We start from the raw sequence: 24,860 nt of genomic DNA on the forward strand, positions 1-24,860 counted from the left end.
ATCACCCACGTGGTGGTCGACGTCCAGGAGGATCGACCCTGCCGGCGCCGGTCCCCGCCGACACCGGCGCCGCCCGCCCCAGCCCGTGACGCATGCCCCGAGGAGTCGCCCCAGTGACGGTGTCCGTGGTCCTGTTCACTTCCGATCTGCGGTTGCACGACAATCCCGTCCTCTCCGCCGCCGTGCGCGGATCCGATCAGGTGGTCCCGCTGTTCGTGGCCGACGAAGGGGTGCGGGCCGCCGGGTTCGACGCCCCCAACCGGCGGGCCTTCCTGGCCGACTGCCTGGCCGACCTGGACGAGGGCCTGCGGTCGCGCGGCGGTCATCTGGTGGTCCGCGGCGGTGATGTCGTGAAAGAGGTCTGTGCCGTCGTGACGGCGGTGGGGGCGGACCACGTCCATGTCGCCAGCGGCGTGAGCGGGTACGCCGCGCGCCGCGAGGAGCGGCTGCGGGAGGCTCTCGAACCCATCGGCTGCGCCCTGTCGGTGCACGACGCGGTCGTGACCGCGCTCACGCCGGGCGATGTGGTTCCGGCGGACCGGGATCACTACACCGTGTTCACGCCGTACTTCCGGCGCTGGTCGCAGGCGGGCCTGCGCGACGTGGCGGCGACCCCGAGGAAGATCTCCGTGCCCAAGGTGGCCGCGGGCTCCCTGCCGCGGCGGGCCGCCGTGCAGGGGGTGTCGCCCGCGCTCGTGGCGGGCGGCGAGACGGCGGGCCGCAAACGGCTGCGGCAGTGGCTCTCGGGTCCGGTCGCCGGCTACGAGGACGGCCACGACGACCTCGCGGGCGACGTCACGTCCCGTCTCTCCCCCTTCATCCACTTCGGCGCGCTCTCCGCCGTCGAACTCGTCCGCCTCGCCCGGCGCGAGGACTCCCCCGGCGCCGATGCCTTCGTGCGGCAGCTGGCCTGGCGGGACTTCCACCACCAGGTGCTCGCGGCCCGTCCCGCCGCCGCGCACCAGGACTACCGGCCGCGCGGCGACCGGTGGCGCGACGACGAGGGGGAGATCGCCGCTTGGCGCGAGGGACGCACCGGATACCCGCTCGTGGACGCCGCGATGCGGCAGCTCGCGCACGAGGGGTGGATGCACAACCGGGGCCGGATGCTGGTGGCGAGCTTCCTCACCAAGACCCTGTACGCCGACTGGCGCACCGGCGCCCGGCACTTCCTGGATCTGCTGGTGGACGGCGATGTCGCCAACAACCAGCTCAACTGGCAGTGGGTGGCCGGGACCGGCACCGACACCCGCCCCAACCGGGTCCTCAACCCGGTGATCCAGGGCAAGCGCTTCGACCCGGAGGGCGCCTACGTCAAGCGCTGGGTGCCCGAACTCGGCGAGCTGGAGCGGAAGTTCGTGCACGAACCCTGGAAGCTCAAGGAGGCGGACCGGGCCGAGCTCGACTACCCGGAGCCCATCGTCGACCTCGCCGAGGGCCGCGCCCGCTTCGAGCGGGCCCGCGGGGCGTAACCCCCGCGACACCACCCACCTCACGAGAGTGACACAGGTCACACGCATGGGCCGGTGGGGCGGGGGCACTCGCTCTTCAAGCCCCCCTCAGGGCCAGGCGTCCCCCCGACCTGGCCCGGGCTTGCGGCCCCGCCATCCACTCCCCCCCCCCGGATGCGCGGGGCCGCACCATACGCGGCGCCGCCCGTGGCCGACCTTGCCGAAGAACGCGGTCGAGGGCGCCCACGGAGACGGCGGACCGCCGTCAGCGCACGGTGACTCCGATCAGACAGGTGTCGTCGTCGGTGTCCGCGTTCGTATAGCGCAGCAGATGGTCGAGCTGGTCCTCCAGGTGGCCCTCGCGCCCCAACTGGCGCGGTGCGCGGGCCACTTGGAGGAGGCTCTCCAGGGAATCCTGCACCGAGCGGTCGCGCCGCTCGATCAGTCCGTCCGTGTACATCAGCAGGGTGTCACCGGTCTCCAGTTGGGTGTCCCCCTCCTCGTACACGGCCTGGCCGACGGCGCCGAGCAGAATGCCGGAGACCTTGGGCAGTGCGGCCGCCTTGCCCCCGCGCAGCAGCACGGGCGGCAGATGGCCGGCCCTGGCCCAGCGCAGCCGGCGGGAAGCGGGGTCGTACAGGCCGCAGACCGCGGTCGCCGTGACGTTGTCGGTCAGGTGGTGGGTGACGGTGTTGAGCCAGGCGAGCAGCTGGGCGGGCCCGGCGCCGGTGGTGGCCAGGCCCCGCAGCGCGTTGCGCAGCGCGACCATGCCGGTGGCCGCCTCGATGCCGTGACCCGCCACATCGCCGACGCACAGCAGTACTTGGCCGGAGGGCAGGGCCACGGCGTCGTACCAGTCGCCCCCGACCAGGTGGTCCTTCTCGGCGGGCCGGTAGCGGACGGCCACGCTCAGGTTGTGCAGGTCCACGGGCCCGTGGCTGGGCGGCATGATGGCGTGCTGCAAGCGGAGGGCGAGCCGGTTGCGTTCGGCCGTCTCCTGCTGGCTCTGGGCGAGTTGGTCCCGGGTGGCCGCGAGCGCGACCTCGGTCCAGTGCTGGGCCGACACGTCCTGGTAGGCGCCGCGCACCGAGGTGACCCGGGCGTTCTCGTCGAGCACGGGCTCGGCGACGACGCGGATGTGCCGGGCCACGCTGTCGGCGCGCTGGAGCCGGAAGGCGGTCGACGCGGGGCGGTGGTGGTGGAGGAGCGAGCGCAGGAACCGGCCGATGGAATGGGCGTCGTCCGGGTGGACATGCGCGGCCAGTTGGTCGAGCGGGACCGGTTCGGCGGTGGGCGGCAGGCCGTGCAGATCGAAGAGGGTGTCGTTCCACACGATGTCGCCGGTGATCAGGTTCTCCTCGAACCCGCCGATCCGGCCGAGGCGTTGGGCATGCTGCAACAGCCTGGCGACCTTCGGCGTCCCGTCCTCCAGGCGCAGCACGACGAGGACGTGCGCGCCCTGGCGGCTGATGCTGACCTGGGCCTGGGTGGTGAGCGGAACGGTGTCGACCACGGCCGCGAGCCGCATGCGCTCGGCGCGGAAGGGCTCACCGGTGGCCAGAACGTGCTCGACCTTGTCGAACAGGCCCCCGGGCTCGGCCACGAGCGGGTAGGCGTCCAGGAGGAGAGCGCCGGCGATCATGTTCCGCGGCCGGCCCGCGAAGTCGACGAAGCTGGTGTTGACGTGCCGGATCACGAAGTCGGCGGGCGTGTCGGCCGTGTCCAGGAGCGGCTGAAGGACCAGACACGGGTCGTTGAGTCCGTCGGTGAGGTCGAGCAGTTCGGTCAGCCGGGGGTCGGCGGGCCGCTTCGACCGGGGATCGTGCTCGCCGAGCGGGTGGCTCTCCAGGGCGATCGCGCACAGTTCGGCGAGGACCTGTACCTGCCGCTCGATGGACTGGGACTGCGCGGGCAGCGCTTCGGCCCAGCAGATTTCGAGCACGCCGACGATGCGGCCACCGGTACCGGCCGGGACCGCGATCCGGCCCCCGCTCAGCTCGCGTAGCCCGATGGACGGCAGCCCCGCCCCGGCGAGCGTGTCGTAACGCGTGGTGGCGCGGTTGTCGAGGGCTTGCCGGGCCGGGGTGGGAACGCCGGGCGGCACATGGCGCCAGCGCGCGGGTTCCTCGTCGCCGAACCCCGCACTGCCGGCCAGGGACAGGGACTGGTCGCCGTGGGCGGCCCAGATGGCGACGGCGACCGCGCCCAGGGGGGCCAGGGCGTGCTGGAGCATCGACTGCGCCACGGCCGGCGCGTCACCGGCGGCGAGCGCGCCCGCCTCGGCGCTGCGCAGCCGCAGGCCGACCGACGCCCTGGCCGGCTGACCGGCTTCGGCCACGAAACCCCGGGCCAGTTCGGCGATGTCGTCCCGGGTCGCCTGGTTGACCAGGTCGGCCGCCAACTCCAGCGTGGACAGGCCGGCTTGGGCGGCGAGACTCTCCAGTTGAGCCGCGGCCTCGACCGGACTGCACCTGAGCCGCTCGACGAGGATGCCGCTGGCCAGGTCGACCAGCGCGCGGCCCTCGGCCTCGGCCTGGGCGCGCTGGAGTTGGTCCCTCAGCCGGTAGACGGTGCCGGCGAGCCGGCCCACGGCGCCCGCGCCTTCGGACGTCGCCGGTCCACTGGTCAACCTCTGCTCCGGCAGCGGGAGTCCGGGATCCGGACGACCGTCGACGCTGTGCTCGTCCCCGGGTGCGTGGGAGGTGGACACGAGCTCGCTCCTTGGGAGTTGGACGGATCGGAAGGTGGTCGGACGGGGTCAGGCGGTCAGTTGCCGCTTGATCCGTGCGACCAGCTCGTGTGCGTCCACGGGCTTGGTGACGTAGTCGCTGGCTCCGGAGGCCAGGCTCTTCTCCCGGTCCCCGACCATCGCCTTGGCGGTCACGGCGATGATCGGCAGATCGGCGTACGCGGGCATGGCACGGATGGCCGAAGTGGCCGAGTAGCCGTCCATCTCCGGCATCATCACGTCCATCAGGATGAGGTCGATTCCGGGGTGCGAGGTCAGGGTGTCGATGGCGACCCTGCCGTTCTCGGCCTGGAGGACGGCCATGCCGTGCAGTTCGAGGATGCCGGTGATGGCGTACAGGTTGCGGTCGTCGTCGTCGACCACGAGGACGGTGCGTCCGGTGAGCGAGCTGTCGACCTGGTGGCTGACGGCGACCGGCTCGTCGGACCGTACCAGCGGCAGGACATCGCCGGGCTGGTCCGCGCTCAGGTGCAGGGCGATGCGCTCGCGCAGTTCGTCGAGGCTGGAGATCAGCTCCAACGGCTGGGAGGCGGCGCGCTTCTGGAGGATCTGCTCCTGTTCCGTGCCGAGCCGGCGGTTGTTGTGGGCCAGGACCGGAACCCCGCGCAGCGCGGCGTCCCGCGCCATGTCCTCCAGGAAGCGCAGCGCCGCGTCGCCCGGCAGGTCCAGTTCGAGTACCACGCAGTGACAGGGTGTCGCGGCGAGCGCGGCCGCGGCCTCGTTGACGCCGACGGCCGCGGTGATCTCCACGGGGCCGCGCGGGTCGCCCAGGTCCGGGTGGGCCGCCAGATCGCCGACGGCGCTCTCCGCGACGAGGGAGAGCAGACCGCGCGAGCGCTCCTCGACGACGAGCAGCCGCTTGGGCTGTACGGGTTCCGGGGCGGGCGCGGCCGGACGGTGCGGCTCGGGCTCGGCGGCGGCCTCCTCCTGCGGCGCGGCGGCCGGCAGGGCGGGACGGCCGGTCCCCGCGTTGAGTTCGGCGTAGTCGGGCCGGGCGACCGGCAGATAGAAGGTGAACGTACTGCCCTGGCCGATCGCGCTCTCCGCGGTGATGGCGCCGCCGAGCAGGAAGGCGATCTCGCGGCTGATCGACAGGCCGAGGCCGGTGCCGCCGTACTTGCGGCTGGTGGTGCCGTCGGCCTGCTGGAAGGCGCCGAAGACGGTTTCCAGGTGCTGCGGCGCGATGCCGATGCCGGTGTCCACGACATGGAAGGCGATCACCGGGCCGCCGCGCCGGGCGGCCTCGGGTGCGAGCTGCTCGGCGAGCAGTTCGATCCGCAGCTCGACGCCGCCCTTCTCGGTGAACTTGACGGCGTTGGAGAGCAGATTGCGCAGCACCTGACGCAGGCGGTAGTCGTCGGTGAGCAGTTCGGCGGGCAGGGTGTCGGCGGTCGACACGGTGAACGTCAGGCTCTTCTGGCTGGTCACCGGACGGAAGGTGGCCTCGATGTAGTCGAGGAGTTTGCGCAGCGAGATCCGCTCGGGGCTGACGTCCATCTTGCCCGCCTCGACCTTGGACAGGTCGAGGATGTCGTTGATGAGCTGGAGCAGATCGGAGCCGGCGGAGTGGATGATGCCGGCGTACTCGACCTGCTTGGGGGTGAGGTTGCGGCTCGGGTTCTGGGCGAGCAACTGGGCAAGAATCAGAAGGCTGTTGAGCGGGGTGCGCAGCTCGTGGCTCATGTTGGCGAGGAACTCGGACTTGTACTTGGAGGCCAGCGAGAGCTGGTGTGCGCGGTCCTCCAGTTCCTGGCGGGCCTGCTCGATCTCCAGGTTCTTCGTCTCGATGTCCCGGTTCTGCGCGACGAGCAGTTCGGCCTTCTCCTCCAACTCGGCGTTGGAGGACTGGAGTTCCTCCTGCCTGGCCTGCAACTCCTGCGAACGGGTCTGGAGTTCGGCGGTGAGCCGCTGCGACTCACCGAGCAGCTCGTCGGTGCGGGCGTTGGCGGTGATGGTGTTGACGTTGACGCCGATCGCTTCCATCAGCTGTTCCAGGAAGTCCCGGTGGACCGGCGTGAACGCGTGCACGGTGGCGAGTTCGATGACGCCGAGCACCTGCTCCTCGACCACGATGGGCAGCACCATCAGGCAGACGGGCTCGGTGCTGCCGAGACCCGAGGAGACGGACACGTAGTCGGCCGGCAGGTCGTCGACGGCGATGATGCGCTTGCTGCGGGCGGCCTGGCCGACGAAGGACTGGCCGAGCTTGAAGCGTGCCCCGAGCGTGGTGTCCGGCCGCGCGTACGAGCCGATCAGGTTGAGGTAGATCCCGCCGTGCGCCTCTTCGGCGAGGTAGAAGGCGCCGTACTGGGCGGAGACGAGGGGGGTGAGCTCGTCCATGATGAGCTCGGCCACCACGGCGAGGTCACGGCGCCCCTGCATCAGGCCGGAGATGCGGGCGAGGTTGGACTTGAGCCAGTCCTGCTGCTCGTTGGCCCGGGTGGTCTCGCGCAGCGACTCCACCATGAAGTTGATGTTGTCCTTGAGGTCGGCGACCTCGCCGGAGGCGTCGACCGTGATGGACCGGGTCAGGTCTCCCTCGGCGACGGCGCCGGTGACCTCGGCGATCGCGCGGACCTGCCGGGTGAGGTTGCCGGCCAGCTCGTTGACGTTCTCGGTGAGCCGCTTCCAGGTGCCGGAGACGCCTTCGACCTCCGCCTGCCCGCCCAGCCTGCCCTCGCTGCCGACCTCGCGGGCGACACGGGTGACTTCGGCGGCGAAGGAGGAGAGCTGGTCGACCATCGTGTTGATCGTCGTCTTGAGTTCCAGGATCTCGCCACGCGCGTCCACGTCGATCTTGCGGGTCAGGTCGCCCTGCGCTACGGCGGTGGTGACCTGCGCGATGTTGCGGACCTGACTGGTCAGGTTGTGCGCCATGAAGTTGACGTTGTCGGTGAGGTCCTTCCAGGTCCCCGCCACGTTCGGGACCCGTGCCTGGCCGCCGAGGGTGCCTTCGGTGCCGACCTCGCGCGCCACCCGGGTCACCTCGTCCGCGAACGCGGAGAGGGTGTCGACCATCGTGTTGATGACTCCGGCGAGGGCGGCGACCTCGCCCTTGGCCTCCACGTTGATCTTCTGCGAGAGGTCGCCCTTGGCGACCGCGGTGGCGACCTGGGCGATCGAGCGGACCTGCCCGGTGAGGTTCGAGGCCATCACGTTGACGTTGTCGGTGAGGTCCTTCCAGGTGCCGGAGACGCCCCGGACGGTGGCCTGGCCGCCCAGGTTGCCCTCGGTGCCCACCTCGCGGGCCACCCGGGTCACCTCGTCCGCGAACGCGCCGAGCTGGTCGACCATCGTGTTGATGGTCTCCTTGAGTTCGAGGATCTCGCCGCGGGCGTCCACCCGGATCTTCTGCGACAGGTCGCCCTTGGCGACCGCCGTCGTCACCTCGGCGATCGAGCGGACCTGCGCGGTGAGGTTGTCCGCCATGACATTGACCGACTCGGTCAGGTCCCGCCACGTACCGGAGACGTCACGGACGTCCGCCTGTCCGCCGAGCCGCCCCTCGGTGCCGACCTCGCGGGCCACCCGGGTCACCTCCCCGGCGAACGACGACAGTTGGTCGACCATCGTGTTGATGGTGTCCTTCAGTTCCAGGACCTCGCCGCGCGCCGTGACGGTGATCTTCTGCGACAGGTCGCCCTTCGCCACCGCGGTGGCGACCTGGGCGATCGAGCGGACCTGCGCGGTGAGGTTGCCGGCCATGCCGTTGACGGAGTCGGTCAGGTCCCGCCAGGTGCCGGAGACGCCCTTGACGTCGGCCTGTCCGCCGAGGATGCCCTCGGTGCCGACCTCGCGCGCCATGCGGGTCACCTCGTCGGCGAACGCGGAGAGCTGGTCGACCATCGTGTTGACCGTGCTCTTCAGCTCCAGGATCTCGCCCCGGGCGTCGACGGTGATCTTCTGCGAGAGGTCGCCACGGGCCACCGCGGTGGTCACCTGGGCGATGTTGCGGACCTGGTCGGTGAGGTTGCCGGCCATGAAGTTGACCGAGTCGGTCAGGTCCCGCCAGGTGCCGCCCACGCCCGGCACTTGCGCCTGGCCGCCGAGCCGTCCTTCGCTGCCCACCTCCCGGGCGACGCGGGTGACTTCGTCGGCGAAGGCGGAGAGCTGGTCCACCATGGTGTTGACGGTGTTCTTGAGCTCCAGGATCTCGCCGCGGGCCGCCACGTCGATCTTCTGCGAGAGGTCGCCCTGGGCCACCGCCGTCGCCACCTGGGCGATGTCGCGGACCTGGCTGGTGAGGTTGCCCGCCATCGCGTTGACGGAGTCGGTGAGGTCCTTCCAGGTGCCGGAGACGCCCGGCACCTCGGCCTGTCCGCCGAGCCGCCCGTCGGTGCCGACCTCGCGGGCCACCCGGGTCACCTCGGAGGTGAAGAGGGAGAGCTGGTCGACCATCCCGTTGAAGACGGTCGCGATCTCTCCGAGCAGGCCGTCGGTCTCGCCGGGCAGCCGGGTGCCGAAGTCCCCGTCGCGTACCGCGGTCAGACCCGCGAGCAGTTGACGCAGCTCCGACTCCCCGACCTGGGCGGGACCGGAGGTTCCCGCGGTGCGCTGCTGAGCAACGCCGGGCTTCGTCGAGCCAGCCATCGAACTTCGCCTCCGTCTTAACGCCAGGCCAACGGCCCGCCATGGTCGCCCTCTTGATACGTGGCTGGCACATGGACCTCACGAGATCCACACCGGGCGCGCACGTACCGCCGAGGAGGTTATCCCACCGCTCGGACCCGCCGGGCCGGGCCGCCGAAACTGTCCTGACCTGGTGGACTCCGGGCACCGGCGGACCGGGGGAGCTAGGCTCAGCACCGTTCCCCTGCCGTGTCGCCGCCGAGAAGGAGGCCATATGTCGACATCCCATGGCCTCGCCGCGACGTCCTCCCGCGGCGGGTGCTCCGTCACCGTCTCCGCCCTGCCCGAGGTGGCGACGACGCGACCCGGCGCGGCGCCGAGCCGGGCAGCCGGCCGGTGTGCCGCGGCGGAGGCACCCGTATGACCGGCACCATGTGTCCGGACGCGGCGGCCTTCGACCACCCCGCGCTCTTCTACCGGAACCTCGACGAGTACGTGCGCGGGACGGGCCGCTTCGTGCGGAGCGCGCTCGCGGCGGACGAGCCGGTGTTCGTCGCCGTCCCGGGGCCGCGTCTCGACGCCCTGCGCGAGGACCTCGGCATGGACGCCGCGGCCGTCGACTTCGCCGACATGACCGAACTGGGCCGCAACCCCGGCCGCATCCTCGCCGCCCTCCAGGGCTTCGCCGACCAGTACCCCGGCCGGGCCGCCCGGATCATAGGGGAGCCGATCTGGGCGGGCCGTTCGCCGGCCGAGATCCTGGAGGCGACCCGCCACGAGGCCCTGATCAACACCGCGTTCACCGACCGCACGGCCACCGTTCTGTGCCTGTACGACACCGCGACGCTGCCCTCGTCGGTGATGGACGACGCGAGACGCACCCATCCGACCCTCATCGAGGGCAGCCACGTCCGCTCCAGCCCCGCCTACGTCCCCGCCGAGGTCGTCTGCGCGGACTGCGACCCTCCGCTGCCCGAACCGGCCGCCGTCGACGTGGAGTTGGCGTATACGGGCGGCCGTCTCGGCGAGGTCCGTGAGCGAATCGACGCCTGGGTGCGGGGGACCGGCCTGTCCCCCCTGCGCCGCGGGGACTTCGTCATCGCCGTCAACGAGGCCGCCGCCAATTCCGTCGCCCACGGCGGCGGAAGCGGCGGCCTGCGACTGTGGACCGCCGGGCAAGGTACCGCGGTGGCGGAGATCCGTGACGGCGGCCGGCTGACCGACCCGCTGGCCGGACGCCGGCGGCCCTCCCCGGCGTCCAGCGACGGCGGGCGCGGCCTGTGGATGATCCACCAGCTGTGCGACCTCGTCGAGGTACGCGCCCACGACACGGGCCTCACCCTGCGGCTGCACATCTCGGCCGCCTGAACCCACTCCCTGAACCCACCCTCTGAACGCATTCCTGAACCCACCCTCTGAACCCACCCCCGACCCCGCCGCCTCCCCCGGCACGTCCGCCCCGTGGGAATCTCCCGCCCGCCCCGCATCAAGGGGGCTTCCGGGGGCACCCTGTCGGCCACGGTGTACGCACTGTGACGACTCGAATGGACGCACCGCGGAAAGTGAGGAAGGTTGGTGGAACACCCCTTCCTCGATTCCTGCGGCAATCGCTTCACCGACCCGCTCAGCGAGGCCCCCATGGCACGTTTGCTCAGCCCTGACGCGCCCCTGGCACGGTTCACCGCGGTGAACCGGCTCTGGCGCCTGCCCGGGGTCTACGCCCCGCAGCACGACACCCGGCTGCTCGCCGCGGCGCTGCGCCACGAGGGCTCGCTGACCGGCCTGGACGTCCTCGACATCGGGACCGGCAGCGGCGCCCTCGCGCTGTACGCGGCGCACCTCGGCGCACACGTCACGGCTCTCGACGTCTCGCGGCGGGCGGTGTGGAGCACCCGGATCAACGCCCGGCGCGCGGGCCTCCCGGTCACCGCCCGCCGGGGCCGTGTCGAGGATCTCGCCGGCCGCCGCTTCGACCTGATCCTCAGCAACCCGCCCTATGTGCCGGCCCCCCGCCGTCGGCCACCCACCGGCGGTGCCGCGCGGGCCTGGGACGCCGGCGTCGACGGCCGTCATGTACTCGACCAGCTCGGCAGGGCCGCGCCCGCCCTCCTCGGACCGCACGGAGTGCTCCTCCTCGTGCACTCCGCCCTGAGCGGCACCGATGCGACGCTGGACATGCTGGAGGCGGCCGGTATGCGGACCAAGGTGGCCGACCGGGAGCTCATTCCCTACGGGCCGGTCCTGCGCTCGCGCCTCGGCTGGTTGCGCGCCCGGGGCCTGGTGGGCCCGGACGAGACGATGGAGGAGCTGGTGGTGATCCGTGCCGAACGCGTCTGAACAGCCCGACACCGCCGTCGCGGCACGGCGAGTCACCGTCGACCCCGAGGGACCCGTCCTGATCGAGGGCCCGGTCGAGGTGACGGCGGCCGACGGCACGGTGGCCCGCTCGGACCGCTTCGTCGTCGCCGTCTGCCTGTGCCGGCGCACCCGCACCCCGCCCTGGTGCGACACCAGCCACCGCCGCCGGGTCCGCCACCCCGGCACCACCGACGCCCGGGAGAGCACCCCGTGACCGCCCTGCCCACTCCACGCGGGCCCTTGTCCCACGCCGCCATCGCCGCGCTGGGCCACGGTCCGGACGCCACGCTGCCCGACAGCGCGGCCGTCGACGCTGCCGACCCGTACGGCGACGATCTCCAACTCGCCCTGTACACGCTGTACGAGCTGCACTACCGCGGTTTCGAGGGTGTGTCCGACGAACTCGAATGGGATCCGCCTCTGCTGACCCTGCGCCGCGCTCTGGAGCGCTCCTTCCTGTCCGCGCTGCGCGCCGACACCCCCCGAGGCCGCACCGCACAGGAAGCGCTCGACGAACTCCTCGTCGAGCCCGTCGAGGCGACCGGAAGCGTCAGCCACCACCTGGCCCACGACGGGGAGTTGTGGCAGATGCGGGAGTACGTGAAGCTCCGCTCGCTCTACCACCTCAAGGAGGCCGACCCCCATCTGTGGGTGGTGCCCCGGCTGCGCGGGCGCGCCAAGGCGGGCATGGTCGCCATCGAGTACGACGAGTTCGGTGCGGGGCACGCCGACCGCATCCACTCCCGGCTCTTCGCGAACCTGATGGACGACCTCGGTCTGGACTCCGGCTACGGCCGCCATGTCGACGAGGCTCCGGCCGAGGCATTGGTGACGGTCAACCTCATGTCGCTCTTCGGTCTGCACCGGGCTCTGCGCGGGGCCCTGGTCGGCCATTTCGCGGCCGTGGAGATCACCTCGTCCCCCGGCTCGCGCCGTCTCGCCGCCGCGATGCGCCGCCTCGACGCGGGCCCGGCCGCCGAACACTTCTACGCGGAGCACGTCGAGGCGGACGCGGTGCACGAACAAGTGGTGCGGCACGAGGTGGTGGCCGGCCTCCTGGCCGACGAGCCCTCCCTCGACGCCGACATCGCGTTCGGCGCCGACGCCACCGTCCTGGTCGAGGACCGTCTGGCCGGGCACCTCCTCACCGTCTGGGGCACGGGGCGCTCGGCCCTGTACGAGGGCCGCACCATCACGGCCTAAAGGATCACAGGGTGCGAACCACCACAGAGCACCGCACAATGGGCGATACCCGACGGCCTGGAGGCTGATCACGATGGTCCCGCTCCTTCTTGTCCTACTCCTGGTACTGATCCTCTTCGGCGCGGGTTTCGCGCTGAAGATCCTGTGGTGGATCGCGATCGTCGTGCTGGTCCTGTGGCTGATCGGCTTCATCGCCCGGCCGAAGAACGGCAGCGGCCGCTGGTATCGCTGGTAACGAACCCATAACGGGACTAGCCCAGTCTTCAAGGCCTGTTTCTGTTCCGGACAGGCAAGCCGCGACCGGCGGCCACCCGGTGGCAGCAGGCTCATGCGCAGACGCGACGGCCGCACGACAGAAACCCTCGTCGTGCGGCCGTTCCGTCAACTCCCCTCCCCCGCAGGTCAGTTCACCGCGTGCGGTCGGCTGCCCTCACCCCAAGGAGTGCCATGGGCCCCGTGTCCCGACGCAGATTCATCAGCATGGCGGCAGGCGCCACCGGCAGCGCGGCGGCGCTGTCCGCGCTGCCGGACTCCCTCCAGCAAGCACTGGCCGCGCCCGCCGTCAGCGGCGGCAGCATCGACGACATCCAGCACGTGGTCGTCTTCATGCAGGAGAACCGGGCGTTCGACCACTACTACGGGTCGATGAAGGGCGTGCGGGGCTTCGCCGACCGCAACGCCATCGGCCTGCCGAGCGGAAAGTCCGTGTTCCACCAGCCGTACTCGAACGCCGACGGACACATTCTCCCCTTCCACATGGACACCGCGACGACCAGCGCCATCTGCGCCGACGCACCCGCCATGAGCTACCCGGTGGACACCGCCATCTGGCACAACGGCAAGTACGACGCCTGGAACACCGCACGCACCCCGGGTCTCGGCATGGGTTACTTCAACCGCGCCGACCTGCCGTTCTACTACGCGCTCGCCGACGCGTTCACCGTCTGCGACCACTATTTCTGCTCGACGCTGACCCAGACCAACCCGAACCGGCTGCATCTGTTCACCGGCTCGAACGGGCTGTCCGTGGGGCAGAGCGCGGTGCTCGACAACACCGAGCCCTCGGCCGGGTTCACCTGGACCACCTACGCGGAACGCCTCGAAGCGGCCGGGATCAGCTGGAAGATCTACCAGCAGAGCGACAACTTCGACGACAACGCACTCGCCTGGTTCGCCAACTTCAAGCAGGCGAAGGCCGGATCGGCCCTGCACGACAAGGGCATGGCGACCGTCCCGGACCTCGTGACCGCCTTCGCGAAGGACATCGCCGCGGGCACCCTGCCCCAGGTGTCGTGGATCATCGCGCCGGCCGCGCAGTCCGAGCACGCGAACTACAAGCCGGCCTGGGGCGAGGACCTCTCGGCCCGCCTGCTCGCGGCCCTGGCCGCGAACCAGGGCACCTGGTCGAAAACCGCCTTCGTCCTCAACTACGACGAGAACGGCGGCTTCTTCGACCACGTGCCGCCGCCCGTCCCGCCCGCCACCTCAAGCCAGGGCATCAGCTCGGTCAGCACGACCGGCGAGATATCCGGCGGCAAGGCGATCGGCATGGGCCCGCGTGTTCCCCTGATCGTCGTCTCACCCTGGACCAGGGGCGGTTACGTCTGCTCCCAGGTCTTCGACCACACCTCGGTGATCCGCTTCCTGGAGCAGCGCTTCGGCGTCCACGAACCCAACATCAGCGCCTGGCGGCGGGCGGTGAGCGGCGACCTGACCTCGGCATTCGGCTTCGGCACGACCGACACGTCCTGGCCGTCGCTGCCCGACACCAGCGGGTACGTATCCGGCGCCAACACCCAGTGCTCCACGCTGCCCGCACCCAAGGTCCCGGCCCAACAGGCCCTGCCCACACAGGAATCGGGTACCAAACCGGCGCGGGCACTGCCGTGGCAGCCGAACGCCAACGGCCGGACGGACTGCGCGGGCGGCAAGTTCTGGATCGACATGAGCAACACCGGCAGCGCGGGCGTGACGTACTCGGTGTACCCCAACGCCTATCGTACGGACGGCCCTTGGCTGTACACGGTCGGCGCCGGCGCCACCGTCTCGGACTACTGGGCGGCCGGCACCGGCGCCTACGACCTGTCCCTGTACGGGCCCAACGGCTTCCACCGCCGCTTCGTCGGGAACCGCGTCACCGCCTGTGCCGGCACCGCCGCATCGGTGGAGGTCGCCGTCGCCTACGACACGACACGCGGTGAGGTGCGCCTCGCCCTCACCAACTCCGGTGGCAGCGCGGCCACGGTGACGGTCACCGACAACGCGTACGCGACCGGCGGCCCCTGGACCTATCAGGTGCCGGCCCACACCACCGCCACCGCCCCGGTCTCCGCCTCGTTCGCGACGGCGAGCGGCTGGTACGACCTGACGGTCACCGCCACCACCTCCGACGGCTTCCTGCGTCGCCTCGCCGGGCACATCGAGACGGGCACGACGAGCGTCACCGACCCGGCGATGGCCCGGGCCGCGGCGCCGCTCCGTCTGCTGCCGGCGGCGGCGCGCACGAGTGCGGCGGCCGGCTAGGAGCGATGGCGATAGGACGCCACGCGGGAGCGGGCCTCCTGTTCGGTCAGGCCCAGCGCCCGGCCCACCGATTCCCAGGGAACCTCGTCGGCCCGGGTGTGGAAGGCGGCGACCATGCCGACCCGGCCGACGAGGCGTTCCAGGACCGCGACGACGCGCAGCGCGGCGAGCGGCGCGTCGTCGGCCAGGGACCGCAGGCGCATGTCCAACTCGGCCACCAGAGCGTCGAGTTCGGCCGGGACCGGTACCGTCCGTGCCTCGACGTGCTCGATGTGGTCCTGCCAGTCGGCGTGCGGGCCGGGGATCTCGGTGTCGTACGGTCGCTCCTCCTCCACCCGGGACCAGTCGATCGGGTGGAGACCGGTGCCGCGCCAGCCGCACGCGCAGACGCCCCGCAGATGGGTGGCGAGCGGCGCGCGCAGGGTGCCGTCGTAGGCCCACCAGTCGCCCGGTACGCAGCCGAGGCGGCCACTGTCGGCGTCGAAGTGCGTCGTCCAGGGCTCACTGCCGTCGGCGAGAGCCGGTGCGGCCCGCCCCGCGTGCGACGCCCCGAACTCGTCGGTCTCCCACTCCATGGCACTCCTCCCCAGGGTGCTCGTGGCCGCCCCGCGGCCCACCCCACCGAGAATGCCCGCACGCCCCGCCCGACAACCGGCGAACGAACGGACCGGACACCCGCGGCCGGACGTACCTTTTCTACTTCCGTGCCCCCAATCCCCTTGCCCGCAGGGCCGGTTCGAGCCGCCCCCGCGCGTAGTGGACCCGACCGTGCGCACCGAGCCCGAGCGGGGACGCTCGGGGAACCGGGATCCTGCGCCGCTCGTCCCAGCGGCATGCATCGAAGAATGCCCCTCGTATCCGCGGCGCTCCTGGCCCTCGCGGCCGGGCCGGCCCTCTCCGGCTGCGGCAGCGCCGCGGCGGAAGCGCCGGTCCCCCTTCAGGGCTTCTCCGTCCAGGGCCGCACGGTCACCACCACCGTGCTGATCGGAGGTTGCGAGGCGGCCCGGCTCACCTCCCGCGAGAGCGAGAGCACCGTCTCGCTCACGCTGCGGGTGCGGTCGACCGGCCATGAGGGCCAACCCTGTCCTGCCTTCATCGCTCGGAAGCACATCGGCACGACCCTGCGGGAGCCCGTCGGGAACCGCTCGGTCGTCGACACGACCAACCGGGCGACGCTGCGTCCGCCGGGCTGAGCCGGGGCAGCACCTCTCGGCCCGCCCCGGTCCTCAGCACCCGCCGGGGCGGGCCCCCTACTCCTCGTCCAGATAGTCGGCGATCAGCTCCGCGAACTCGGCCGGCGTCATGAGGGGAATGCCGAGCTCTTCGGCCTTCGCCCGCTTCGCGCCCGCCTTCTCCCCCGCGACGACGAGTGAGGTGCGCCGGGAGACGCTGGACGAGGACTTGCCGCCGGCGCGTTCGACCAGCTCGTTCATCTGGTTGCGGGACAGCTTCTCCAGGCTGCCGGTCATCGCCCCGGTGACCACCACCGTCTTGTCGGCCAGGGGCCCGGCGGCTTCGGACGGGGCGGCCTCGTCGCCCTCGGCCGGCGGCGGAGTCGCCCCCGGCTCGGTCATGTTGACCCCGGCGGCCGTCAACTTGTCGATCAGGGAACCCAGTTCGGCCAGCTCCGCCACGATCACCGGGGCCTTCCCCGCGCCGATTCCCTCGACCTGCTCGATCGCCGCGGCGTCGGCCGCGCGCAGATGGTCCATCGTGGCGAAGTGCCGGGCGATCCGGCGGGACATGGAGCGGCCCGTCCCCCGTACTCCGAGCGCGGCGAGCACCCGGGCCAGCGGCTGGCGCCTGGCGGCGTCGATCGCGGCGAGCAGGTTGTCGGCGCTGGTCTCTCCCATGCGGTCCAGGCTCAGGAGTTGCTCGCGGGTCAGCGTGAACAGGTCGGCCAGGTCGCCGGCGAGGCCCGCGTCGACGAGCTGGACGACGCGGGTCGTGCCGAGGCCCTCGATGTCCAGCTGGTCGCGGCCGACGGCGTAGGAGATCGAGGCCACCACCCGGCAGTCCCGGCCCCGGACACAGCGCCAGCGCTGCTCACTGGTGTCGATCTCGGAGCCGCACTGCGGACACACCTCGGGAAAGACGATCGGCTGCTCGGCGCCGGTGCGCAGATGGGCGACGGGCGCCTCGATGCGGGGAATGACGTCACCCGCCTTGTAGACCATTACGTGGTCGCCGATGCGCAGGTCGCGGCGGGTGATGTCGGCCGGGTTGTGCAGGGTGGCGTAGGTGACGGTGGAGCCGTCGATCCGGACCGGTTCCAGCACGGCGCGCGGCGCGATGATGCCGGTGCGTCCCACGTTCCACTCCACCGACAGCAGCGTGGTCACCTTCTCCACGGCGGGGAGCTTGAACGCGATGGCCCAGCGCGGGGCTCGGGTGCCGGATCCGGCGTCCCGCTGGTCGGCCGCGCTGTCGGCCTTGATGACGACGCCGTCGATGCCGAACGGCAGCTCGGCCCGCAGGCCGGCGATCTCCGCCACGCGCTCCAGGACCTCGTCCACACCGGACGCCGTGCGCGGCGGGACCGGCGTGTCCGCCGCCGTGTGGACGCCGAGCCCCGCCACTCGGACCAGCACCTCGCCGTGCGTCAACTCGCCCAGGGCGTCGGCCAGTTCGGGATCGGTGGCGGGCAGGGAGAGCGCCCCGTAGCAGAAGAAGGTCATCTCGACGGTGTACGGGCGGTCCTTGGCCCGCAGCGAACCGGCGGCGCCGTTGCGGGGGTTCACGAACGGCGCGCCGCCGTGGGCGGTCCGCACCGTATTGGCCTGCTCGAACTGGTCGGTGGTCATGAGGACTTCACCGCGCACTTCGAGAGTGACCGGTTCGCCGAGCTTCTCGGGCAGGCCGACGATGGTGCCGATGGCATGCGAGACGTCCTCGCCGGCTCTGCCGTCGCCCCGGGTGACCAGCTGGACGAGCCGGCCGTCGGCATAGCGGGCGGCGACGGCCAGGCCGTCGAGCTTCGGCTCCACACTCCAGCCCGCGACCGGCCGCCCGATACGGCGCTCCACCGAGGCGGCCCAGGTCGTGAACTCCTCCGGTGAGAACACGTTGTCCAACGACAGCATCGCCACGGTGTGCGGCACGTCGCCCTGTGCCGCGCCCCCCGCCACCTTCCCGCTCGGCGAGCCCGGCAGCACCCGCTCGGGATGCTCCGACTCATAGGCGGCGATCGCCCGTGCGAGGCGGTCGTACGCCTCGTCGTCCAGCACGCTCTCGCCCGTCGTGTAGTACGCGGCCGCGGCCTTGACCGCGGTCTCCACGGCCTCGGCATAGGCGGTGTCATCAGCAAGAAGTGCAGCGGGTGTCGTCATGTCGAACATCTTGCCGGTCGCCACTGACAATGCTCCGGAAGCCATCCTTCCGCTCTACGCGGGCGACTGCCCCGGTCCGCGACTGCACGTGCGCCGGGTCCCGGTGCCGCGGCTCCGAGCGAGCCGGACCCGGTGCCGTGACCCGGCGCCCGCCGCGCCTCTTCGGCTACGCCTCGCCGTGTGCCATGGCGATCAGCCGGTCCAGGACCTTGCCGCCGCTCACCCGCAGGCCGTCGTGCTCCCACTCGTTGGTCACCCAGGTCCGCAGCCCGCGTACCGCGTCGGCGGTGGCCAGGGAGTCGTCGGTGTCGACGTACATGTCGTCGTGGTAGACGGCGGCGACCACCGGGACCTCGTTGGCCGCCAGGACGTCGGGGGCGTACAGATCAGGCCAGTCCGTGCGCCGGGCCAGCAGCTTCGCCGTCTCCCGCAGCGGGCGCAGCGCCGGATCCGTGTCGAACATCCACGGGTAGATCATCTCGCCGGTGAGCTGCACAGGTTCGCCGTGCGCGAGTGCCTCGGCCGCGTCGAATCCGGGGAACTCCGCACGCACCCGCTGCGCGGCCCAGCCGGTCGGCCCCGGGTCCACCGACCGCTGCCCGTAGACGGACTCGTGCAGGACGGCGTAGAGGGGGCCCTCGGCGAAGGAGAGTTTCGCCCGGACCCCGGCCAGGAACGTGTCGGAGAGCTCGGGCCCGGCACTGCCCCGGACCCAGGCGTCCTCCAGGAGATAGTGCAGCAGGTCGGAGCCGTTGCCGCTGCCCAGCATCAGGCCGAGGGACTGGAAGGCCTCGACGGTGAGCAGGCCGCCGTCGGGCAACTCCGCGGGCGCCGGGAGCAGGTGCTCACAGATCCGCCGTACGGCCTCGACGTCCTGCGGGTAGCGGGCGTAGTGAGCGGCGTTCTTGCGGGCCACCCGCGGATAGGCCGCCCGGTAGACGTCGGCCGCGCTGCTGCGCAGGCCCGCGAGACCGCCGGTGACCATCGCTTCGCGGAGCCCCTCGGGGGCCAGCGACAGATAGGTGAGCGTGCAGAACCCGCCGAAGCTCTGCCCGAGCAGGCTCCATCGGCCCTGCTCGCCGAGCAGTGCGCGCCGGATCAGCTCGGCGTCGCGGACGATCGAGTCGGCACGGAAGTGGGCGAGGTAGTCGGCCTGCGCTGCGGCGTCGCCGCGCACCGGCAGGGTCTGGCGGGTCGCGGGGGTCGACCGGCCGGTGCCGCGCTGGTCGAGGAGGAGCACCCGGTAGTCGTCCAGGGCCCGGTCGAGCCAGGTGTCCCGGCCCACCGGCCGGGCGGCCCGTCCGCCCGGGCCGCCCTGGAGGTAGAGCAGCCAGGGGAGTTCCGCGTGCTCCTTGCCGGCCGCGACCACCTCGCGGGCGTACACCTCGATCCGCTCACCCCCGGGATCGGCGTGATCCAGCGGAACCTGGAAGAGGTGGTCGGTCAGGACGACGCCCGGCTGTCGGATCACGACGGACATGGGACTCCTCGGTCGGTACGGGTGCGATGGGGCGCGCACGGGACGGTGCTCGGTGGAGCGGTGCCGCTCCATGATCTCGCAGTGCGGTCGCGGCCCGGGCCCCGTGGGGCGGGGCACCGTGGCGATCGCCGGTGGTGTACGAAGTCCCACGTGAACGATTTCGACCAGGCCGCCACCGCCCGCGTGTTCATAGCGCTGGCCCCGCCCGACGACGCCAAGGACGAACTGGCGCACGCGCTGCGTCCCGCGTACGCGGCGTACCCGAGGCTGCGCTGGAACCGCATCGAGGACTGGCACATCACCCTGGCCTTCCTGGGCGAGTTGCCGGTCACCGCCATTCCGGCGCTGCGGCGGCCGCTCGGCTCCCTCGCGACGCAGCGGCCGCCGCTGGAGCTCTCCCTGCGCGGAGGCGGGCACTTCGACGAGCGCGTGCTGTGGAGCGGGATCGAAGGGGACCTCGACGGGCTGCACCGGCTCACCGCCGATGTGCGGGGCGTGGTCAGGGAGTGCGGCATCGTCTTCGAGGACCGGCCCCTGCGCCCCCATCTGACCCTGGCCAGGGCCCGCCGCGACGACCCGTCCAGCGTGGTGAAGGTGGCCGCCGGACTCTCCGGATTCCTCGGTCGGCGATGGCCGGCCGAGCGCCTGCACCTGGTCGCCGGCGACATCGGCCGGGGACCGGGGCCGATCCGCTACGGCGACGTCGCGGCATGGCACTTCGGCGGCGAGTCCCCGGCCGCGCCCTGAGCCGGCCGCCTGGGTGCGCCACACCCAGGCGGCCCCGCACCACGTCGCCGTAGCCTGGGGCGCATGAGCGACAACGGCCTGGGAGAGTTCCTGCGCGCACGCCGGGCGGGTGTGCGGCCCGAGGACGTCGGGATGGCGAGTTACGGGCTCCGCAGGGTGAGCGGGCTGCGCCGCGAGGAGGTCGCCGTCCTGGCGGGGGTGAACGCGGACTACTACACCCGGCTGGAACAGGGGCGCGAGCGCAACCCCTCTCCCCAGGTGCTCGACGCGCTGAGCCGTGCCCTGTGCCTCGATCCGGATGCCCGCGCGCACCTGTTCCGGCTGACCGGTACGGCTCCCGGCCGTGAGCTTGTCCGCGCTCCCCGGGCGGTCGGTGCGGCGCTGCGCCGGCTGATCGACGGCTACCCCCACACCCCGGCGTTCGTCATCGACCGGTCCCTCGACCTGCTCGCCACCAACGCGCTGACCGATGCCCTGTACGCGCCCTTCGAGCCCGCCGACAACCTGGCCCGCATGGCCTTCCTGGACCCCGCGGCCCGGCACTTCCACACCCGGTGGGAGTGGACCGCCCAGGCGATCGTGGCCGCCCTGCGCGAGGCGACGGGCTTTGAACCGGACAGCCCCCGGATCCCCGCACTCGTGGCCGAACTCACCGAGGGCAGTGCGGAGTTCGGCCGGCTGTGGAAGGCCCACGCGGTACGCGGCAAGACCCACGACGCCAAGGAGTTCTTCCACCCGGAGGTGGGCGCGCTGAGCCTCACCTACCACGCCTTCGACGTGCGCGAGGCCCCCGGGCAGCAACTGGTCGTCTACCACGCGGAGCCGGGCTCCTCCTCGGCCCATGCCCTGACCCTCCTCGGATCGGTGCACGCCACCCGGCGGCAGCCCGAACCCCGTGCGGGCGGGTAGTGCGCGAGCGCCGCGCCCGGGCGACGGTCAGTCCGCGCGCGGCCTGAGCAGGTCGTCGACGAGGGTGTCCACGAGGCCTCGGGGAATGCTCGAACCCGTCAGGGCGCGGTAGACGATCGCGCCGACGAGCGCGTCCATCGTGGCATCGGCCCCGAGCCGCGGCGCGACCTCGCCCGCCTCGGTCGCCCGCGTGAGCATCTCGCGTTCCCGGGCGCGGCGCGGCCCCAGGTAGCGCTGGTGGAAGCTCTTGGCCGTGCCGGCGTCGTGCTGCGCCTCGGCGATGAGGGCGAGCAGCACCTTCCCCGCGGGGTCGCGGGCGACGAAGCGGGCGAAGCCGCGCAGATAGCGCAGGATGCTCTCCGCCGAGGGCTTCTCGACCGGGACCGGGATGCGTTTGTCGCTGTCCTCGATGAGGGTGTCGAGGAGGATCTCCACCTTCGACGGCCACCAGCGGTAGATCGTCTGCTTGGCGACGCCGGCCCGGCGGGCGATGGCCTCGACGGTGAGCGCGCCGAAGCCGTTCTCGGCGAGCAGATCGTCCGCGGCGTGCAGCACCGCCAGGCGTGCGGCATCGTCGCGCCGATTGCCGGAGTGGGGCCTGCGGGAGGGAGAACTTGCGGCGGGCATACGCGCACGATACCCGCCGACGACGCGGCCGATCGCGGTGCCGAGACGCCGAGTCCACCCACTCCGGCCAGACGCCGTGTCCGGCCGGTCCGCCCCGAGGACCGACGGGAACACCGGACCTCCGTCGGCCTCCTGCCTGGACGCGTTGTCCAGACAGGACGTCTCGTCTACGCTCAGCGGAACCCGTCCACCACGAAGGAGCGCACATGTCCGTCACATCAGAGCGCCAGGCCCTCGTCATCGGCGCATCCCGAGGTCTGGGGCTCGTCCTGGTCGAGGAACTCGCCTTACGGGGCTGGGGCGTTGTGGCCACGACCCGCCAGGAGGGCGGGGCCCTGCGCACGGCCGCCGACGCCTCCGGGGGCCGGCTGCGCGTCGAATCGCTGGAGATGACCAGCACTGCGGAGCTGGCCGCGCTGCGCGCGCGCCTGGACGGCCACCGGCTCGATCTGCTCTTCGTGAACGCCGCGGTCGACCGGGGCGATCTGCCCATCGGGCAGGTCCCGACCGAGATGTTCACCGAGGTGATGATCACCAACGCGCTGAGCCCGCTGCGCGCGCTGGAGGCACTGCGCGATCTGGTGGCCCCCGGCGGGACCGTCGCGGTCATGTCCTCCGAGCAGGGCAGCGTTTCACGGAACACCGAGGGCGGTTACGAGCTGTACAAGGCCAGCAAGGCCGCTCTGAACCAGCTGATGCGGAGCTATGCCACCCGCCACGGCGACGACGGACACACCAAACTCCTCATCGACCCCGGCCACAACCGCACCCGGTTGGGCGGGCCCGACGCGCCCCTCGACCCCCGGGAGAGCGTCCCGGCCGTCGTCGACGTCCTGGAGACCCGGGCGGGCTCCCCCGGCCTCCGGTTCCTTGACCGCCACGGCGACCCTGTGCCCTGGTAGGGCGGCGGGCCGCGCCTGCCAGCTCCGTTACTGTTACCCCTTCACCACCCGGGGGTTTCACATGCGTGCGGCGACGATCGCCATGAGGGCTGTCCTTGTCTGTTCTGTTGCGGCGGCCGTTCTGACCGGCTGCTCGGGCGGCTCCGCCGCCCCCGCGGAACGCTCCGCCCAACAGCTGCTCGACGACGCCAACCACACGATGAGCAGGCTCAGTTGGGTGACCGTCGACAGCACCGGCGTCTCCGCCGGCGGTTCCAACACCTCGCACATGACGACGGACCGCAAGAGCAGGTGCACGAACAGGACGACCTGGGCCGCCGGCGGCAGCCTCGAACAGATCCGCATCGGTGACACGGACTACGTCCGCCCGGACGCGGCCTACCTCAAGAAGGCGGGCCGCGGCGCCGACAAGGCAAAGGGGCGTTGGATCAGGACGCCGGCGAACAGGGCCCAGCCCGGGGACGGACTCGCCTCGTGCCCCTATTCCTTCCCTTCGTTCGGCGAAGCCGCCAAGGGGAACCCGGTCACCGTCGGCGGCCGCAAGGGGGTCGAGGTGGTGGTGCATGACAGATCGGACCGGAACGGCAGATTCACCTTCTCCGTCGCCACCGAGGGCAAGCCGTACATCCTCAAGATCTTCTACGAGGGCTCCGACCACGAGACCACCACCTCGTTCAGCGGCTTCGACGAACCCCTGACCATGGAGCCCCCGGCCCCGTCCGATGTGGTGGACGGCTCCACTCCGATCTGAGCGGCCGCCTCACCGGGCCGCCCCTCCCGGCGACTGCCTCACCGGGCCCCGAGCAGGTGGTCCATCGCCAACTGGTCGAGCTGCTCGAAGGCCATGCCCCGCTCCCCCGCCGCCTGGGCGTCGAAGTCCTCGAAGGAGGCCCGGTCCGCGAGCAGTGCGGCCAGGCCGTCCTCGGCCGTGGGGCGGGCGAGCTCGTGCAGACGGGCCGCGCGCAGTGCCTCGCGCACCGCGGGGTCGGCCCGGAAGGCGGCCGAACGCTCCTTCAGGATCAGGTAGTTGCGCATGTTTCCGGCCGCCGACGCCCACACTCCGGCCATGTCCTCGGTACGCGGCGGCTTGAAGTCGAAGTGCCGGGGACCCGTGTAGTCGGAGGTTTCGAGCAGGTCCACGAGCCAGAAGGCGTCGCGCAGATTGCCGGACCCGAAGCGCAGATCCTGGTCGTACTTGATGCCGGACTGGCCGTTCAGGTCGATGTGGAAGAGCTTGCCCGCCCACAGGGCCTGGGCGATGCCGTGGGTGAAGTTGAGTCCGGCCATCTGCTCGTGCCCGGTCTCGGGGTTCACACCGACCAGTTCGGGGCGCTCCAGGCGCTCGATGAAGGCGAGGGCGTGGCCCACGGTGGGCAGCAGGATGTCGCCGCGCGGCTCGTTGGGCTTGGGCTCGACGGCGAAGCGCAGGTCGTAGCCCTGCTCGGTGACGTACTGACCCAACAGGTCGAACGCCTCCTTCATCCGGTCCAGAGCGACCCGGACGTCCTTGGCCGCGCCGGACTCCGCCCCCTCCCGCCCACCCCAGGCGACATAGGTGCGGGCGCCCAGCTCGACGGCCAGGTCGATGTTGCGCAGGGTCTTGCGCAGGGCGTACCGCCGGATGTCGCGGTCGTTGGCCGTGAACGCGCCGTCCTTGAAGACTGGGTGGGTGAAGAGGTTGGTGGTGGCCATGGGAACGACGAGGCCGGTGGCGTCGAGCGCCTGCCTGAACCGCTTGATGCCCGAGTCCCGCTCGGTGTCCGAGGCGCCGAAGGGGATCAGGTCGTCGTCGTGGAAGGTCACGCCGTACGCACCCAGATCGGCGAGCCGCCGGACCGACTCGACGGGGTCGAGCGCGGCCCGGGTCGCGTCCCCGAACGGGTCGCGCCCCTGCCACCCCACGGTCCACAGCCCGAAGGAGAACTTGTCCTCGGGGGTCGGGGTGAAGCGTTCCGTCATTCTCGTCGCCACCTTCTCGCGGACCGCCCGGCGCCTCGCCGGGCCTATTTGTTT

The 24,860-nt window shown here is 71.7% G+C and carries 20 protein-coding genes; 13 read left to right on the forward strand and 7 right to left on the reverse strand.

What is annotated here, in order from left to right; genetic code table 11:
- Window positions 1–113: 113 nt before the first annotated feature.
- The gene (locus CG740_RS18535; protein WP_100576267.1) at window positions 114–1,472 is read left to right on the forward strand and encodes a cryptochrome/photolyase family protein; all 1,359 of its coding nucleotides are present in this window, start codon (window positions 114–116) and stop codon (window positions 1,470–1,472) included.
- 244 nt (window positions 1,473–1,716) lie between these two features.
- Here CG740_RS18535 and CG740_RS18540 read toward each other — a convergent pair whose 3' ends face one another.
- Together CG740_RS18540 and CG740_RS18545 are read right to left on the reverse strand one after the other, a co-directional pair.
- Window positions 1,717–4,161, reverse strand: coding sequence for a SpoIIE family protein phosphatase (locus CG740_RS18540; protein ID WP_100576268.1), 2,445 nt, complete (start codon window positions 4,159–4,161; stop codon window positions 1,717–1,719).
- 48 nt (window positions 4,162–4,209) lie between these two features.
- The gene (locus CG740_RS18545) at window positions 4,210–8,790 is read right to left on the reverse strand and encodes a HAMP domain-containing protein (RefSeq protein WP_100576269.1); all 4,581 of its coding nucleotides are present in this window, start codon (window positions 8,788–8,790) and stop codon (window positions 4,210–4,212) included.
- A gap of 253 nt (window positions 8,791–9,043) precedes the next feature.
- Between CG740_RS18545 and CG740_RS39690 the strand changes: the two genes are divergently transcribed.
- The 7 genes from CG740_RS39690 (at window position 9,044) to CG740_RS18575 (ending at window position 14,853) form a co-directional block, all read left to right on the forward strand.
- Entirely contained in the window at window positions 9,044–9,193 is a 150-nt protein-coding gene (locus CG740_RS39690) for a hypothetical protein (protein WP_159030327.1), read from the forward strand.
- The gene (locus tag CG740_RS18550) at window positions 9,190–10,137 is read left to right on the forward strand and encodes a sensor histidine kinase (RefSeq protein ID WP_100576270.1); all 948 of its coding nucleotides are present in this window, start codon (window positions 9,190–9,192) and stop codon (window positions 10,135–10,137) included. Before CG740_RS39690 ends, CG740_RS18550 begins: the two co-directional genes overlap by 4 nt.
- A 270-nt stretch (window positions 10,138–10,407) precedes the next feature.
- The gene (locus tag CG740_RS18555) at window positions 10,408–11,106 is read left to right on the forward strand and encodes a HemK2/MTQ2 family protein methyltransferase (protein ID WP_100576412.1); all 699 of its coding nucleotides are present in this window, start codon (window positions 10,408–10,410) and stop codon (window positions 11,104–11,106) included.
- Window positions 11,090–11,341 carry a CDGSH iron-sulfur domain-containing protein gene (locus CG740_RS18560; RefSeq protein ID WP_100576271.1) on the forward strand — a complete coding sequence of 84 codons (252 nt, stop codon included), beginning with the start codon at window positions 11,090–11,092 and terminating at the stop codon, window positions 11,339–11,341. Before CG740_RS18555 ends, CG740_RS18560 begins: the two co-directional genes overlap by 17 nt.
- On the forward strand, window positions 11,338–12,330 hold the full coding sequence (locus tag CG740_RS18565; RefSeq protein ID WP_100576272.1) for an iron-containing redox enzyme family protein: 993 nt from the start codon (window positions 11,338–11,340) through the stop codon (window positions 12,328–12,330). The genes CG740_RS18560 and CG740_RS18565 overlap by 4 nt, the downstream gene beginning before the upstream one ends.
- Window positions 12,331–12,403: 73 nt before the next feature.
- Window positions 12,404–12,565: a hydrophobic protein gene (locus CG740_RS18570; protein WP_100576273.1), complete on the forward strand. Its 162-nt coding sequence runs from the start codon at window positions 12,404–12,406 to the stop codon at window positions 12,563–12,565.
- A 212-nt stretch (window positions 12,566–12,777) separates the two neighbouring features.
- Window positions 12,778–14,853: a phosphocholine-specific phospholipase C gene (locus CG740_RS18575; protein ID WP_100576274.1), complete on the forward strand. Its 2,076-nt coding sequence runs from the start codon at window positions 12,778–12,780 to the stop codon at window positions 14,851–14,853.
- Here the strand turns inward: CG740_RS18575 and CG740_RS18580 are convergent.
- Window positions 14,850–15,428, reverse strand: a complete 579-nt coding sequence (locus tag CG740_RS18580) for a hypothetical protein (protein ID WP_100576275.1) — start codon at window positions 15,426–15,428, stop codon at window positions 14,850–14,852. The genes CG740_RS18575 and CG740_RS18580 overlap by 4 nt on opposite strands.
- 270 nt (window positions 15,429–15,698) lie before the next feature.
- Here CG740_RS18580 and CG740_RS18585 point away from each other — a divergent pair, with 270 nt between their 5' ends.
- A complete protein-coding gene (locus CG740_RS18585; RefSeq protein WP_100576276.1) occupies window positions 15,699–16,046 on the forward strand; it encodes a hypothetical protein in 348 nt (115 codons plus the stop codon).
- 57 nt (window positions 16,047–16,103) lie between these two features.
- Here the strand turns inward: CG740_RS18585 and ligA are convergent, their stop codons facing one another.
- Together ligA and CG740_RS18595 are read right to left on the reverse strand one after the other, a co-directional pair.
- Complete coding sequence (gene ligA, locus CG740_RS18590; RefSeq protein ID WP_100576413.1) at window positions 16,104–18,191, reverse strand: NAD-dependent DNA ligase LigA; 2,088 nt, start codon at window positions 18,189–18,191, stop codon at window positions 16,104–16,106.
- Window positions 18,192–18,348: 157 nt separating this feature from the next.
- A complete protein-coding gene (locus tag CG740_RS18595) occupies window positions 18,349–19,662 on the reverse strand; it encodes an alpha/beta fold hydrolase (RefSeq protein ID WP_100576277.1) in 1,314 nt (437 codons plus the stop codon).
- Window positions 19,663–19,812: 150 nt separating this feature from the next.
- On the opposite strand from CG740_RS18595, the gene thpR reads away from it, so the two are divergent.
- Window positions 19,813–20,409 (forward strand): RNA 2',3'-cyclic phosphodiesterase, encoded by a 597-nt coding sequence (thpR, locus tag CG740_RS18600; RefSeq protein WP_100576278.1) that lies wholly within the window; start codon window positions 19,813–19,815, stop codon window positions 20,407–20,409.
- Between the two features lie 63 nt (window positions 20,410–20,472).
- On the forward strand, window positions 20,473–21,318 hold the full coding sequence (locus CG740_RS18605) for a helix-turn-helix transcriptional regulator (RefSeq protein ID WP_100576279.1): 846 nt from the start codon (window positions 20,473–20,475) through the stop codon (window positions 21,316–21,318).
- 27 nt (window positions 21,319–21,345) lie between these two features.
- Here the strand turns inward: CG740_RS18605 and CG740_RS18610 are convergent, their stop codons facing one another.
- Complete coding sequence (locus CG740_RS18610; RefSeq protein ID WP_100576280.1) at window positions 21,346–21,945, reverse strand: TetR/AcrR family transcriptional regulator; 600 nt, start codon at window positions 21,943–21,945, stop codon at window positions 21,346–21,348.
- Between the two features lie 206 nt (window positions 21,946–22,151).
- Here CG740_RS18610 and CG740_RS18615 point away from each other — a divergent pair, with 206 nt between their 5' ends.
- Window positions 22,152–22,847 (forward strand): SDR family NAD(P)-dependent oxidoreductase, encoded by a 696-nt coding sequence (locus CG740_RS18615; protein WP_100576281.1) that lies wholly within the window; start codon window positions 22,152–22,154, stop codon window positions 22,845–22,847.
- Between the two features lie 82 nt (window positions 22,848–22,929).
- Window positions 22,930–23,598: a hypothetical protein gene (locus CG740_RS18620; protein ID WP_234376348.1), complete on the forward strand. Its 669-nt coding sequence runs from the start codon at window positions 22,930–22,932 to the stop codon at window positions 23,596–23,598.
- Between the two features lie 38 nt (window positions 23,599–23,636).
- Here CG740_RS18620 and xylA read toward each other — a convergent pair whose 3' ends face one another.
- Complete coding sequence (gene xylA / locus CG740_RS18625; protein ID WP_100576283.1) at window positions 23,637–24,806, reverse strand: xylose isomerase; 1,170 nt, start codon at window positions 24,804–24,806, stop codon at window positions 23,637–23,639.
- Between the last annotated feature and the right edge of the window lie 54 nt (window positions 24,807–24,860).

The organism is Streptomyces sp. CB01201 (assembly GCF_002803085.1).
GTDB lineage: Bacteria > Actinomycetota > Actinomycetes > Streptomycetales > Streptomycetaceae > Streptomyces > Streptomyces hundungensis.